This window comes from Bacillus sp. FSL K6-6038, from assembly GCF_038050455.1.
GTDB classification, from domain to species: Bacteria; Bacillota; Bacilli; order Bacillales; family Bacillaceae_G; genus Bacillus_A; species Bacillus_A pseudomycoides.
Genome location: NZ_JBBOUH010000001.1, coordinates 4619899 through 4633312 on the forward strand (window position 1 = coordinate 4619899; position 13414 = coordinate 4633312).

Consider the following 13414-nt stretch of genomic DNA (forward strand, 5'->3'; position numbering starts at 1 on the left):
TATGCTAAAAATCGCTCGAATTACATTTGCACTCATTGCACTCGCTTTGTCTATCTATAGTTTTATCACAGATAACAGAGGCATTATGCTTTATATGTTCATTACTTTAGGTTTAATGTCTTTCACTATGAGCATCGAGGAATTACGTGAACAAAAGAAAGTAAGCGGAACAATGTGTTTTCTAGTTGGAGCTATCGTTTTATTCATCGCTATATCAGAATTACTCCGCTAATATAAATTTTCAAAGGAGAGAATGAAATGCTAACTGGATTACGTATTTTCTTCGTACTACTGACACTTGTTCTTTTAGGCTATTACTATTTTACCAAAACTGATGTACTCCCTTACATGCAGCTCTCACTCGCATGTATGTTCATTATCATGGGCATTTCTGAAATGAAAGCGCGGAGAAAAACATTAGGGATTGCTTCTTTTTTGGTTTCTGGTTTTATCTTCTTCATTGTAATTTCTATACTTTTACGATAAAAAGATAAAAGCCATCTTCCCACTTAATGTAGAAAAGATAGACCTTTTCGTTACTCTTGTGCTTTATTTGATCAAAGTAGTTCTATCCCATTTATTGAACAAACTGTTTTGGATATTCTTTTATATGCTTATCATCGTCACGCCAATCATAAGTTTCTTTCTTTGAAATATCTAACGCTTGATCTCCAATTCTAACTCTATCTTTATCTATCCATTCAATGTGTGGATCTGTATCTGGATAGTTCCAATATACATTTTTGGCAGAATTGGAACTAAGGTTAACTAATTCTCCTCTAACAGCATCTGCACTTAATGATCCGGCGTTATGAAAATAAGTTTTTATAGCATGTTTTCCATCTGGAGATTTCACAGTTCGAATCAATTCTCCTTTCGGAACGCCTTGCAAACTAAAAAACTTCCAATATCCGAAGCCAATGATCATTACTAGCGCAATAAATAATACCAATGCTACTTTTCTCTTTGTCTTTTTGATTTGAATTTTTGCATCGTCCACTCAATCACCCCCTATAATCTTGAATATAATCCTTTTAAACCCATATTACACCACACACTAACCCATTAATATACCCCCATAAAAAGAAACTCCTGTTTTAATAAGCAGGAGTTTCTTTTTATCTGTTCATTTACTAAAAACTACTTTTCCTAATGTTTAATTTCGTTGACAAAATTACCTTTTTAGCTACATTCCGTCCCGAAAATCTTTCCATTAATAAATCTACTGCTGTTTCTCCCATAAGCCCCGTATATACTTTCACTGTACTGAGCGCAGGAGAAAGATACTGAGAAATACTGAGATCATTTACACCAATTATATTTACTCTTTCTGGAACAGGAATCTCACATTCATGTAATGCCCGCAAACATCCGATTGCCATAGCATCATTTCCAACAAAAAAAGCCGTCGGTAACTGATCCTGCTGCTCTTCTATCGCCTGCTTCATTAATAAATAACCATCGTTTACTGAAAACTGACCCGTGTATATATACTTTTCACAAAATAATTCTTTTTCCTTTATATATTTTATAAAGGCACGTTCCCTTGGATCTTCAATTTCAGAAGTCTGATCTTTAAATGTTTCCCGTCCTCCTATGTATCCAATCTTTTGATGTTCCTTTTCTATTAAATGATCAATCACCTTCATGGTTACCTTTTCAAAATCTACCACAACCGCATCAAAAATATCTTCATTTGGAGAATAATCTACAAATACAATGTTTTTTGTTATCGTTTCAAATAAACCTATTTCTCGTTCACTAAACTTCCCTATTGCAATCATGCCTTGAATGTTTTCTTGCATCAACTCTTCCATTTGGCTATGAAAAAGTTTTACAATTTTCAAACCTTGCTGTTCACATCTTTTTTCTATTCCTAAACGAATGGACATATAATATAAATCGTTAAGCTCTTCTTCTTCTGTATACCAATGAACCAAAGTAATTTTCGGCAATTCTTTTTTACGCTTTGTACGCTTCTTATAAGAAAACTCCTCTGCTGCCTCAAATATCCTCTTCTTCGTTCCATCACTGACAGAAAGCAATGGATCATTATTTAACACCCGAGAAACAGTAGCGATGGATACGCCTGCCTTCTCTGCTATATCTTTAATCGTTGCCATACCTGATTCACCTACTCTTCTCAATTATTCAATCCTAAACGTATATTTCGTTGAGGAGGAGAATAATTGATTTTTATTTAAAATATAAGAAGGGAAATTCGGATGATGAATGGCATCAGGCAAGCCTTGCGTTTCTAGACAAAGCCCTAAATACTTTTTGGATTGTACCCCACATATTTCAAAATCACCTGGTAATTGGTTTCCTGTGTACAAAACTACCCCAACTTCATCTGTTTCCACAACTAATTTGCGACCACTTTCTTCATCCCATAATATGATTTCCTGATCGTAGTTGCTGTTCAAAAGAAAAGGATGATCATATCCTTTTCCTACTAATTCATTTTGATAATAGCGAGAATATACTCCCTCTTTTATTTGCCTTCCTGCTCGGAAATCGAAGGGCGTATCTATTACATCCAATATTTCACCCGTTGGTAATAATTGCTCGTTTAATTCTAGAAATTGATCACTATTCATTTTTAAAGTATGCTGTAAGACATCTCGTTTTAAATTGCCACTTAAGTTAAAATACGTATGATTTGTTACGTTTAATATGGTCGTTTTATCTGACTGCGCTTCATAACGAATCAAAAATTCATTCGCGTTATTTAATGTATAGATCACTTTTACATGTACAGTTCCTGGATATCCTTCTTCTCGGTTAGGGCTAGTATAAGTAAATTCAATTCCAGTTTCCTTCTCATTTCCTATTATTTTAGCATCCCAAACGATATAACTAAATCCTTTTAAACCACCATGAAGATGATTGTCTTGATCGTTTTTTACTAGCGTATATGTGTTGCCATCCAACTCAAATTGAGCACCTTTGATTCTACCAGCCACTCTTCCTACAACTGCTCCAAAGTATGGAGAATATCTCTCATAGTTTTCTAATTCTTCAAAACCTAAAACGATATTTTCATAATTTCCTTTCCTATCAGGAGTAATGATTTTTGTAATCACACAACCGTAATTTAAACACGTAACTTCTATATCATTGTCATTTTTTAATGTATAAGCGTACACATCTTCTCCATTTACTTTACCAAATACATTTTGAAAGGCTTTCATATCCCTATCTTCGGCTCCTCTAAACTTTGTATAAAACGTTTAAATGCAGCTATTCCTTCATCGTTTCGTTTGAAAACCCCAGCATCTTCTAATGCCCTTAAAAATTTAGCCGCTAACTCTTTTTGAACAATATGGTGAATATCCTCTTCATTCGCTTCCTTTTTATACCGCTCTCTCAGTTGTTCTGCCCATTGTTTGTGATATTCCGCTACACAATTGTCTTTATACAATATATATTGTTCTACCTCTTGTAGTTCTAATTTCAGCCTTGCTGGAAGTACAGCTAATCCCATCACTTCAATTAAACCGACGTTTTCCTTCTTAATATGTTGTACATCCTGATGCGGATGAAAGATACCAAAGGGATACTTCGCACTTGTACGATTATTTCGTAATACGAGGTCCAACTCATACTGTTCATTTCGCTTGCGAGCAATAGGCGTAATCGTATTATGTGGCACACCGTCTGTATGTGCGTAAATATGAACAGATGAATCGCTATATTGCTTCCATTTTTCCAAAATGTAATCGGCTACATTTACTAATAAATTAGAATCCTTACCTTTTAAGCGAATAACCGACATGGGCCATTTCACTACCGAACATTGAACCCCCGGAAATCTATCCAATTTAAATGCATAATCATCTGCTGCTTTTGCCATCGCAAATTCATATTTACCACCTTGATAATGATCATGTGATAAAATAGACCCGCCTACAATAGGTAAATCAGCATTGGAGCCAATAAAATAATGAGGGAACCGTTTCACAAAAGAAAGTAATCTTCCGAAAGCTTGGCAATTTATTTCCATATTCCGATGCGTTTCTGCTAGCACAATGCAATGTTCGTTATAGTACACATAAGGAGAATATTGTAAGTACCATCGCTCTCCTAATAATTCCATTCGAATCATTCTATGGTTAGAACGTGCCGGATGGCCAATTCTGCCCACATATCCTTCATTTTCAATACAAAGCAAACATTTCGGATAATCCGTATTTTGTATTACGTTTTCGTTTACAATTTCCTTTGGATCTTTTTCCGGTTTAGATAAATTGATGGTAATGTCCAATTCTCCATACTCTGTATTAGCTTTATAAGTAATATTTTTTTGAACACGCTTCGTTTGAATATAGTTGCTTATTTGACTTAATTCATAAAAATAATTAGTTGCATATTCTGGATGGCACTCATAATGTTGATAGAAACATTGATTAATAGTCGATGGTTTTGACATGAAGCAGTTCATAATTTGATTCGCTAATATTTCTCTATTGTGAGAATGACCATCGATAATTCCTTGTTCACTCGCATACTGAACTAAATCTTCTAGTAAATCTGTTATTTCTTTTTCTTCCGCTTTACTTTTTTGCATTTCAAAACGCTCTAAATGAAGAAGGTGAAGAATTTGATTTCTTATATAAATTCTATCTTCTCTTTCGATAAACCGAAGTGAACATGCCCGTTTTATAAGTTGCTCAATGACTTGATAAACATTCATGATACTTTCCCTCCGCTGAATCGTTATATCCATTCGGATTATTTTCATACCCATCCTAAACATCTATAAAGAGAAATAAAATAGTTATACATTAACTGTAACTACTACATTGAAGTTTGCTCTATTAATTGCTATACAAGCACAGGAACTAATGTAATATGCCATTTATTGCATGGCCTCTGTCTGTAATTCTCTTGCCCCATCCCCAATCTCGGCAACATAAAATGTCGCTTCGTAACCGATGGTGTCTCTATATTTTTGTCCAACGTTACAAATAAATTGATCCGTATATTCTTTCTCAACGATCACAATCGCACAACCACCAAACCCTGCACCTGTCATACGTGCTCCTATAACCCCTTCTTGTTTCCAAGCTGATTCAACCAATGTATCTAGTTCTCGTCCTGTCACTTCATAATCATCACGTAAAGAACAATGAGATTCATTCATCAATCTTCCAAATTCTTTTATATTATTTTCTTTTAACTCTTTTACAGATTGCAATGTTCGACAGTTTTCATACACAACATGTTTAGCACGTTTTCTTAAGCTATCTTCCTTAATTACATGCTTATATTGTTCAAACATTTTTTCAGTTAGTTCTCCTAAGGAGCTTATATCAATTACCTCTTGCAATTTTGCAAGTGCCTGTTCACATTCCATTCTTCTCTCATTATACTTAGAAGCAGTAAGCTCTCGACGCTTGTTCGTATTCATAATAATGATATTGTAGTTATCCAACTGCAATGGCGCATACGTAAAATTCAGTGTTTGACAATTCAACAACATCCCATATCTTGCTTTTCCCATCCCAATAGCAAATTGATCCATAATACCACTATTTACACCGATAAAATAATTCTCCACCTTTTTACCAATTTTAACTAATTCTATACGATCTAATTCAAATTGGAATAATCCTTCCATCGTTACTCCTGTTACAAGCTCAATAGAGGCAGATGATGACAATCCCGCACCGTTTGGAATATTTCCATAAAACATAATGTTAATTCCTGAATCAATGCTATATCCAGCTTCTATGAGATAACGAATCATACCTTTTGGATAATTCGCCCAATCATGTTCTTGCTTATAATCTAATTCGTGTAAAGAAAATGAAATAACACCCTTTTCGGGGAAGTTCAGTGAATAGGCACATATTAACGCATCATCTCGTTTACTTGCTAACGCATAAGTGCCGAAAGTAATGGCACATGGAAACACATTTCCTCCGTTATAATCAGTATGTTCTCCAATCAAATTAATCCGACCAGGTGCAAAGAAAGTACGATACTCCTCTTGGTGAAATATTTTCTTAAAACTCTCCATTAACTGGTTATGTATCATCTAAGATCCTCCTCATGCTATTTATCCCGCATTAACGGGCAGTAAGACCCCCACCTCAAATTTCAGCAAGAGCAAAGAAGTTAAGTCGGGAATCAACTGCCCGTAAAAGCCCGGTTGGTGAGGGCTAATAATCATTGGGGGATGAAGACCCCCACCACTGATTAAAGTTTCACTTTATACTGAATTTCCTTTATCCCATACACAACTCGGCTTCTAAATCTGGTTTACTGCCCATTAAACTATGAAATCTATAATGCCCACTATCTCCCATCTTCGCACGAGTTGTTTTCCTTCCTAACTTCGAGTTCATTCCACTAAAAAATAAATTCATATTATCTTTTTACTAAAAAAATTCAAAAAAGTCAAAATATTTTTAGTAAAAAACATTGTCATATCGTTATATATTTTAGTAAAAAACACTACACCTTTTTACTTTATATTTTAAACTAGACTGAAAAATATACATAGGAGACCACGAAAGAAAATCTAACTAAAAACCATGCTCTCTGTTTTTCAGAAAAACGATCATTTAACTGCTAATCCATTATCTAATTTTATTAATGATGCTGGAGTGATTAAAGAGGCTTATTTTTATTCGATTAAAGTGAAAACAAAGTATATTTTCTTAATTTGACTTGACAGTAAAAGTTAAATATGATGATTCAAGCTCTCATAATTGGTTTAATCGCGCAGAAAACCCTCTAAATTTTTATTTATTAACTCCTCTAAGATGTTCTTTAAACTATAAAAAGCTGCCTTTTCACAGGCAGCTTTTTCATCTATTAACCAAATACTTTCTCAAGATCATCTTTATCTTGGCTTAACCAGAAATTCATTAAGCGTTTTGCTCCTTCTAAATCATGAAGCTTCGCTTGACCACACTGCGTTTCGTTTGCAGCTGGAATTTCTGTAATTTGAACCGCATCTTTTAATGTAAGTTCTAATAAATCAATGACTTCACGAACAGTTGGTGTCCCGCTTACAACAAGATAATATCCTGTTTGGCAACCCATTGGTGAAATATCGATAATGTCAAAATGCGGATAACGATCAATATATTTACGTAAATTAAACGCTAATAAATGTTCTAACGTATGAATAACATCTGGCTTCATCGCTTGTTTATTCGGTTGGCAAAAACGAATATCGAATTTATTAACAATACCGTCACTACCTACTTTATGAACACCACAATGTCTTACATAAGGTGCCTTTACAATCGTATGATCTAATTCAAAGCTTTCTACTGATGGCATAAAACATCTCTCCCGCTTTAATTTTAATTCCGTTATATCCAATATGATATAACGGAAATTCGGATTAGTAAAGTATTATGTATAGCCCGTGCTATAATACTAGAAGAATATGCTGGAAAGGAGACCGTTATGAAACAGATTTTTATCGGAATCATACGCTTTTATCAAAAATTTATTTCTCCGATGACACCACCTACATGCCGCTTTTATCCAACATGCTCCCATTATGGATTAGAGGCGTTTCAAAAACACGGTGCTTTCAAAGGTTTTTGGCTCACACTAAAACGTATTTTAAAATGTCACCCTTTTCATCCAGGAGGATTTGACCCCGTCCCGGACAAAAAAGAAAAAAGAAATTAAGCTTCGTAGCCATTCACAACAAGATCTAATTTTCCTGTATCAGGATGAATAACAAGACCGTGGACAGGCACTTCTGCTGGAAGTAATGGATGGTTACGAAGTACAGAAACGCTATGTTCTACACTTTCTTCTACGCTAGAGAATCCTTGTAAGAATCTCTCTAAATCGATTCCAGAATAACGAAGTGTATCTAATTTCTCTTCTGTCACGCCGCGCTCTCTCATTTTTTCAATTGTGCTGCTCGCCTGTATTTTTGCCATACCACAATCATGGTGACCAACAACACATACTTCATCTGCGCCAAGCTCATATACAGCAACTAAAATACTACGCATAATACTTCCAAATGGATGGGAAATAACAGCGCCCGCTACTTTAATAATTTTCACATCACCATTACGCATATTCATTGCTTTTGGTAATAATTCAACGAGACGTGTATCCATACAAGAAATGATTACCATTTTTTTATTCGGGAATTTTCCTGCCTCATACTCTTCATATTTTTTCTCTTCAACGAATTTTTCATTATACTGCAAAATCTCTTCTAATGACTTCATAGTAAATAGCCCCTCTTTTCTTTCATTTAAACTACATACTAAGTGTACCAAAATCAAAAAAATACCAAAAGGATATTACTTTATTGCAAATATATAATTTTTCAGACAACCGACATAATTTCTTCATAATATACACACAGCTCTGTAACAACTCTCCCATACTTTACTCACGTTTCCACTATAAACTAAATGTAGATAATGTTAAAAAGGAGTGAATCTTTATTATGTCCGACGTTCTGTTACTGAGTCGTTTTCAATTTGCAATTACTATTTTTTATCACTTTTTGTTTGTACCTTTGACAATCGGACTTGTTATTTTAGTAGCGTGTATGGAAACACAATATGCACGTACATTAAATCCCACTTATCGAAAAATGGCGAATTTCTGGGGTAAGCTATTTACGATTAACTTCGTAATGGGGATTATAACCGGTATTACGATGGAGTTCCAATTTGGGACAAACTGGTCTGAGTACTCAAAATATATGGGGGATATTTTCGGATCACCACTCGCAATCGAAGCACTTGTTGCTTTCTTCTTAGAATCTACTTTCATGGGAATTTGGTTATTCGGTAAAGATAAAATCTCACCAAAGTTCCGTGCTTTTTGTATGTGGATGGTTGCACTTGGAACAAATATTTCCGCGCTTTGGATTATTACAGCAAACGGATTTATGCAAAACCCTGTTGGCTACGTGGTGCGTAATGGCCGCGCTGAGTTAAATGATTTCTGGGCACTTGTTACAAATCCATATGCATGGCATATGTTCTTCCATACAGTTGTTGGCTGTTATATTGTTGGTTCTTTCTTCGTTATGGCAATCAGTGCCTATCATTTATTACGTAAAAACGATGTGGAGTTCTTTAAAAAATCATTTAAATTTGGTTTAGTTTTAGGATTATTTGCGGCAACTGCAACACCTTTCATCGGTCACCAATCCGGCGCTTTCGCTGCAAAAATGCAACCTGCAAAAGGGGCTGCAATGGAAGCAGTTTGGGAAACTGGTAAAGGTCAAGGCTTCTCAATCATCCAAATTCCCGATGTGAAGAATGAGAAGAACTTTGAATTATTAACAATTCCAAAACTCGGCAGCTTCTTCTATACAAACTCATTTGATGGAGAAATTGTCGGTTTGAAAGATATCCCGAAAGAAGATCGTCCGAACGTAAACCTTGTTTACTATAGCTTCCGTTTAATGGTTGCACTTGGCGTATTCTTCATGGCATTAACTTGGTTTGGTTTCTATTTAAACCGAAAAGGAAAACTAGAAAACTCAAAACGTTTCTTAAAAATTACAATGTGGTCTGTATTACTTCCATATGTTGCGATTAACGCTGGATGGATTGTTGCTGAAGCAGGTCGTCAGCCATGGACAGTATATAAATTGATGCGCACAGCTGAATCTGTCTCACCAATTTCCGTTCCACAAATTTGGTTCTCGTTAATTAGTTTAGTATTGTTCTACACATTGCTTTTAATTGCGGATGTATATCTCATGCTGAAGTTCGCAAAAAAAGGACCTGCAGCATTAGAAGAGCCTACTCAGGGAGGTGCAACTCATGTCTCATGATATGCTTGCAGTCATTTGGTTCGGTTTATGGGGCGTAATTTGGACAGTTTACTTTATTCTTGATGGTTATGCACTTGGTAACGGAATGATTTTCCCGTTCGTTACCAAGGACCGGAAGGAACGAAATCAAATGCAAGAAGCAATTGGCCCGTTCTGGGGTGGTAACGAAGTATGGTTAATTACAGCGGGCGGTGCAACCTTCGCCGCCTTCCCGATCACATATGCGAATATGTTTAGCTACTTATATACACCACTATTTTTAGTATTACTTGCTCTTTTTGCTCGTGCAGCAGGGCTTGAATTTATGCATAAAGATGACTCACCAATTTGGCAAAGCATTTGTAAATGGGCGTTTGCAATTGGTAGCTTCCTTATCGCCTTCTTATTCGGTGTTACATTTGCTAACCTTTACTACGGTCTGCAAATCGGGAAAGACGGCTACGAAGGAACATTACTCAGCTTATTAAACCATTACGGTATTTTAGGCGGGCTCTTCTTCACCGCAATCTTTGTCGTATCCGGTGCACTTTGGGTTATGATTAAAACAACTGGTGAAGTATCAGATCGTGCTTATAAAATTGCAAAACCATTTTCAATGGCAGCTGCGATTATTCTTGCGATTTTCTATGTAGCTACTGCAAACCGTACAAACTTATTCCAAAACTTTACGGAATATCCTGTACTGTTCATTCTTCCGCTACTAGCAATGTTAATGAGTGTCTTAGCAATCATTATGGTTTACAAACATAAAATTGGTTTTGCATTTACATTTGTATGCTTAACAATTGCTATGTTTATGACAACCGGCTTTGCAGGTATGTTCCCAAGAATGTTACCATCACGTATTAACGATGCATATAGTACAACACTATACCAAGCAGCAGGCAGTGAACTAAACTTAAAAATCATGTTCTTCGTCGCAATGGTAATGGTACCAATCGTTATCGGATATCAATTATGGAGCTACACGATTTTCAAAGAAAAAATTCATAAAGACTCTGCAAAAGGATATCACTAGAATGAAAAAAGACGCTCGCTTAGGAGCGTCTTTTTTCATTTAAGGCTTATAGCGTAAATTGTATCCCTTGATCATTCACATCGTTATCATACACATCTGTAGCACTAATTCCATTAAAAGCTCTCACACTAAATCCTACATTAGACGATCCAGAACCGTTATATGCTTTCGTTTGTTCGATTGGATGTACATTATATTTATCACCTAAATTAATTGAACCATTACAGTTTTCAATAACTACACCATCAATAACAGCAGGCATCGTATCACTCACCTTCATTATGTTATTTTCAGTTTATGAAAAGAGCCTAAAAAAATAGCATGTTTACAGTAAAAAAGAAAAAGATATTCTACAACAATGTTTATAATGAATTATTTTTCAACTACGTTATTTACGAAATGTAATATATAATAAATGAGAAAATTATTCATATAAAAAAAATGAGGTGTTTACAAAATTGATGTTTTTTGGAAGTATTACGCTTATTTTACTCGTTATTTTTCTATTCTTTTATTTAAGAGATCCTCGAAGTTTATTAATCGGATTTCTATTTAATTTATTCTTTTGTTCATCCCTTATCCTTTTCCTCTATTTAGGTTTCAGCTCGAATTATGCGATATTTAGATTTATTGCAATTATACCATTTATAATCATTTTCTTAATGCTAACCTTTGGCGTATTTGCTTTAATGATTGGACTATTTCTCAATGCGAGAATTTTAATGAGAAAAGAAGGACGTCGTTTATCTAACTGCTTAACTTTAATTGCTGGAATGGGCATGTTGCTTATTATGCTGTCCTTAATAGTTGATCCAACTCGATTTTTCTCTCCTCACTTCCAGCCCATTTTTACAGGAATATTTTTCATTATGGTCTATTTCTTTTTCCATATATCGACTTTCTTAACCGCTTATTTCCTGTATCAATTTAATAGACCAAGATGTAATCAAGATTTCATTATTGTTCTTGGCAGTGGGTTAATCAATGATAAAGTGCCACCACTTTTAGCAAGCCGAATTAATAAGGCGATTGATTTTTACCATAAGCAAGCTGCGGTCGCTTCTCCGCCTACAATCATTTTTTCTGGTGGACAAGGTCCAGATGAAAATCTTCCTGAAGCTGAGGCTATGCAAAAATACGCTATTGAAAAAGGCATTCCTATCGAACATACAGTGCAAGAAAATCGTTCCGTCAATACGTATCAAAACATGCTTTTCTCAAAACAAATTATGGATTCTTTAAAAGATAGGTATAAGAGCATCTTTACAACGAACAATTTTCATCTTTTCCGTGCTGGACTATATGCAAAGCAAGCTGGATTAAACAGCCAAGGAATCGGCTCAAAAACTGCTTTCTATTACTGGCCAAATGCGATGATTCGGGAGTACATTGCGATCGTTGTAATGAGTCGTAAGCGTCATACTAAGGTCGTAGGAGTTATTTTAGGATTCTCTGTTTTCTTATCAGCCCTTAGCTTTTTATTTAGTTAATTTATGTCGGAAAAGCCATCCTTATGAAAGGATGGCTTTTTTTGAAACTGATATTTTTATTACACTGTGTCGAATGGTCAATATATTGTAAAAATCGCCGATATGTGGACATGTTATACTTTCATTTCGTTTCCTCTTCTAGCCTTTTTAATTTCCATACAGTCCTAGGAACTGGTCGATAATTGATTACATGCTAAAAAAGCATCAATTATCGGTGAACTTTCTTTACATGCTAAATGAATATGACGATATTGTTTCTGTTTTAATTTTTTCATTTCAATGTTTTTATGTGATTTAAAAAACAGCTCAGGCCCCATTGTAATTCCAATATTTTGCGAGACCATATTCACAATCGTTTCGCAATTTAGTACTTCTAATATAATGTTTGGACTTACTTGATAATCAGCTAAATTTTTTATCACTAATGGCTGATACGGACCTTTTGGCATAATAAAATCCATTCCATCAATTTGCTGAACATCCACTACTTTTTGATTCATCAACGAATGATTTTTCGGTAACCCTAATACAATTTCATCTTTGCTAACTGGGATTGATTTTATTTGATTCTTTGTATTTGATTCTAATACAAATCCAATATCCACTGTACCATTCTCAATCCATTCTGCTACTTCTCCATATGTACCTTCAAATAATAAAACTTTAACACCTGAGTAACTCTTTTTAAGCTGCAATAACATAGACGGTAATATTTGTGATGCTGCACTTGTAAACGCCCCGATTTTAAGCGTACCTTCCAATCTCTTATTTTGCATAGATACTTCTTGTTTAATCGCTGCTTCACTCTTTAACACATTTTGAATATGTGGAAAAATACGATTTGCAAACTCAGTTCTTCTAATTTCAGCCTGCTTATTTCTATGTAACAAAGAATGACCAAATTCTTTTTCTAAACTAGCAATCGCATGACTCACGGCTGATTGTGTCATGTTCAATTGTTCTGCCGCTCTAGTAAAATTACCTAATTCTACTACCTTTTGAAAAATTTCATATCTAGCTATCGTCATGAATTTTACTCATACCTCTCATTCAAAATATGAATTTCATTAATTTCATTATACCCGTTACGATAAAAATAGAACAATTCATCCAAGG

General features: G+C 34.9%; 16 protein-coding genes. 7 read left to right on the forward strand and 9 right to left on the reverse strand.

What is annotated here, in order from left to right:
* Position 1 precedes the first annotated feature (1 nt).
* Positions 2 to 232 carry a DUF3953 domain-containing protein gene (locus NSQ40_RS24310; RefSeq protein ID WP_003203079.1) on the forward strand — a complete coding sequence of 77 codons (231 nt, stop codon included), beginning with the start codon at positions 2 to 4 and terminating at the stop codon, positions 230 to 232.
* Between the two features lie 26 nt (positions 233 to 258).
* Positions 259 to 486, forward strand: coding sequence for a DUF3953 domain-containing protein (locus NSQ40_RS24315; RefSeq protein ID WP_033796509.1), 228 nt, complete (start codon positions 259 to 261; stop codon positions 484 to 486).
* 91 nt (positions 487 to 577) lie between these two features.
* Here NSQ40_RS24315 and NSQ40_RS24320 read toward each other — a convergent pair whose 3' ends face one another.
* The 5 genes from NSQ40_RS24320 to NSQ40_RS24340 form a co-directional block, all read right to left on the reverse strand.
* Positions 578 to 1000 carry a DUF5412 domain-containing protein gene (locus NSQ40_RS24320; RefSeq protein WP_003208871.1) on the reverse strand — a complete coding sequence of 141 codons (423 nt, stop codon included), beginning with the start codon at positions 998 to 1000 and terminating at the stop codon, positions 578 to 580.
* Between the two features lie 133 nt (positions 1001 to 1133).
* Positions 1134 to 2123, reverse strand: a complete 990-nt coding sequence (locus NSQ40_RS24325) for a LacI family DNA-binding transcriptional regulator (RefSeq protein ID WP_003208869.1) — start codon at positions 2121 to 2123, stop codon at positions 1134 to 1136.
* Positions 2124 to 2147: 24 nt separating this feature from the next.
* Positions 2148 to 3194: an aldose epimerase family protein gene (locus tag NSQ40_RS24330; RefSeq protein WP_033796508.1), complete on the reverse strand. Its 1047-nt coding sequence runs from the start codon at positions 3192 to 3194 to the stop codon at positions 2148 to 2150.
* Positions 3191 to 4696 carry a UDP-glucose--hexose-1-phosphate uridylyltransferase gene (galT, locus tag NSQ40_RS24335; RefSeq protein ID WP_170958712.1) on the reverse strand — a complete coding sequence of 502 codons (1506 nt, stop codon included), beginning with the start codon at positions 4694 to 4696 and terminating at the stop codon, positions 3191 to 3193. The genes NSQ40_RS24330 and galT overlap by 4 nt, the downstream gene beginning before the upstream one ends.
* A 165-nt stretch (positions 4697 to 4861) precedes the next feature.
* Positions 4862 to 6043 carry a galactokinase gene (locus NSQ40_RS24340; protein ID WP_033796506.1) on the reverse strand — a complete coding sequence of 394 codons (1182 nt, stop codon included), beginning with the start codon at positions 6041 to 6043 and terminating at the stop codon, positions 4862 to 4864.
* Positions 6044 to 6542: 499 nt separating this feature from the next.
* Between NSQ40_RS24340 and NSQ40_RS24345 the strand changes: the two genes are divergently transcribed.
* Complete coding sequence (locus NSQ40_RS24345) at positions 6543 to 6677, forward strand: hypothetical protein (protein ID WP_003201395.1); 135 nt, start codon at positions 6543 to 6545, stop codon at positions 6675 to 6677.
* Between the two features lie 148 nt (positions 6678 to 6825).
* On the opposite strand, the gene luxS is transcribed toward NSQ40_RS24345, so the two are convergent.
* The gene (luxS, locus tag NSQ40_RS24350) at positions 6826 to 7299 is read right to left on the reverse strand and encodes an S-ribosylhomocysteine lyase LuxS (RefSeq protein ID WP_003201393.1); all 474 of its coding nucleotides are present in this window, start codon (positions 7297 to 7299) and stop codon (positions 6826 to 6828) included.
* Positions 7300 to 7428: 129 nt separating this feature from the next.
* Between luxS and yidD the strand changes: the two genes are divergently transcribed.
* Positions 7429 to 7659, forward strand: a complete 231-nt coding sequence (gene yidD, locus NSQ40_RS24355) for a membrane protein insertion efficiency factor YidD (protein ID WP_018764610.1) — start codon at positions 7429 to 7431, stop codon at positions 7657 to 7659.
* Here the strand turns inward: yidD and NSQ40_RS24360 are convergent.
* Entirely contained in the window at positions 7656 to 8219 is a 564-nt protein-coding gene (locus tag NSQ40_RS24360; protein ID WP_003201390.1) for a beta-class carbonic anhydrase, read from the reverse strand. The two genes, yidD and NSQ40_RS24360, sit on opposite strands and share 4 nt — an antisense overlap.
* A 224-nt stretch (positions 8220 to 8443) precedes the next feature.
* Between NSQ40_RS24360 and cydA the strand changes: the two genes are divergently transcribed.
* On the forward strand, positions 8444 to 9790 hold the full coding sequence (gene cydA, locus NSQ40_RS24365; RefSeq protein WP_033796505.1) for a cytochrome ubiquinol oxidase subunit I: 1347 nt from the start codon (positions 8444 to 8446) through the stop codon (positions 9788 to 9790).
* Positions 9780 to 10808: a cytochrome d ubiquinol oxidase subunit II gene (gene cydB / locus NSQ40_RS24370; protein WP_018764612.1), complete on the forward strand. Its 1029-nt coding sequence runs from the start codon at positions 9780 to 9782 to the stop codon at positions 10806 to 10808. The genes cydA and cydB overlap by 11 nt, the downstream gene beginning before the upstream one ends.
* Before the next feature lie 46 nt (positions 10809 to 10854).
* Here the strand turns inward: cydB and NSQ40_RS24375 are convergent, their stop codons facing one another.
* Entirely contained in the window at positions 10855 to 11088 is a 234-nt protein-coding gene (locus NSQ40_RS24375) for a spore germination protein (RefSeq protein ID WP_003201384.1), read from the reverse strand.
* A gap of 181 nt (positions 11089 to 11269) precedes the next feature.
* On the opposite strand from NSQ40_RS24375, the gene NSQ40_RS24380 reads away from it, so the two are divergent.
* The gene (locus NSQ40_RS24380) at positions 11270 to 12298 is read left to right on the forward strand and encodes a YdcF family protein (RefSeq protein ID WP_003201382.1); all 1029 of its coding nucleotides are present in this window, start codon (positions 11270 to 11272) and stop codon (positions 12296 to 12298) included.
* Between the two features lie 164 nt (positions 12299 to 12462).
* On the opposite strand, the gene NSQ40_RS24385 is transcribed toward NSQ40_RS24380, so the two are convergent.
* A complete protein-coding gene (locus NSQ40_RS24385) occupies positions 12463 to 13326 on the reverse strand; it encodes a LysR family transcriptional regulator (protein ID WP_003201380.1) in 864 nt (287 codons plus the stop codon).
* Positions 13327 to 13414 lie beyond the last annotated feature (88 nt).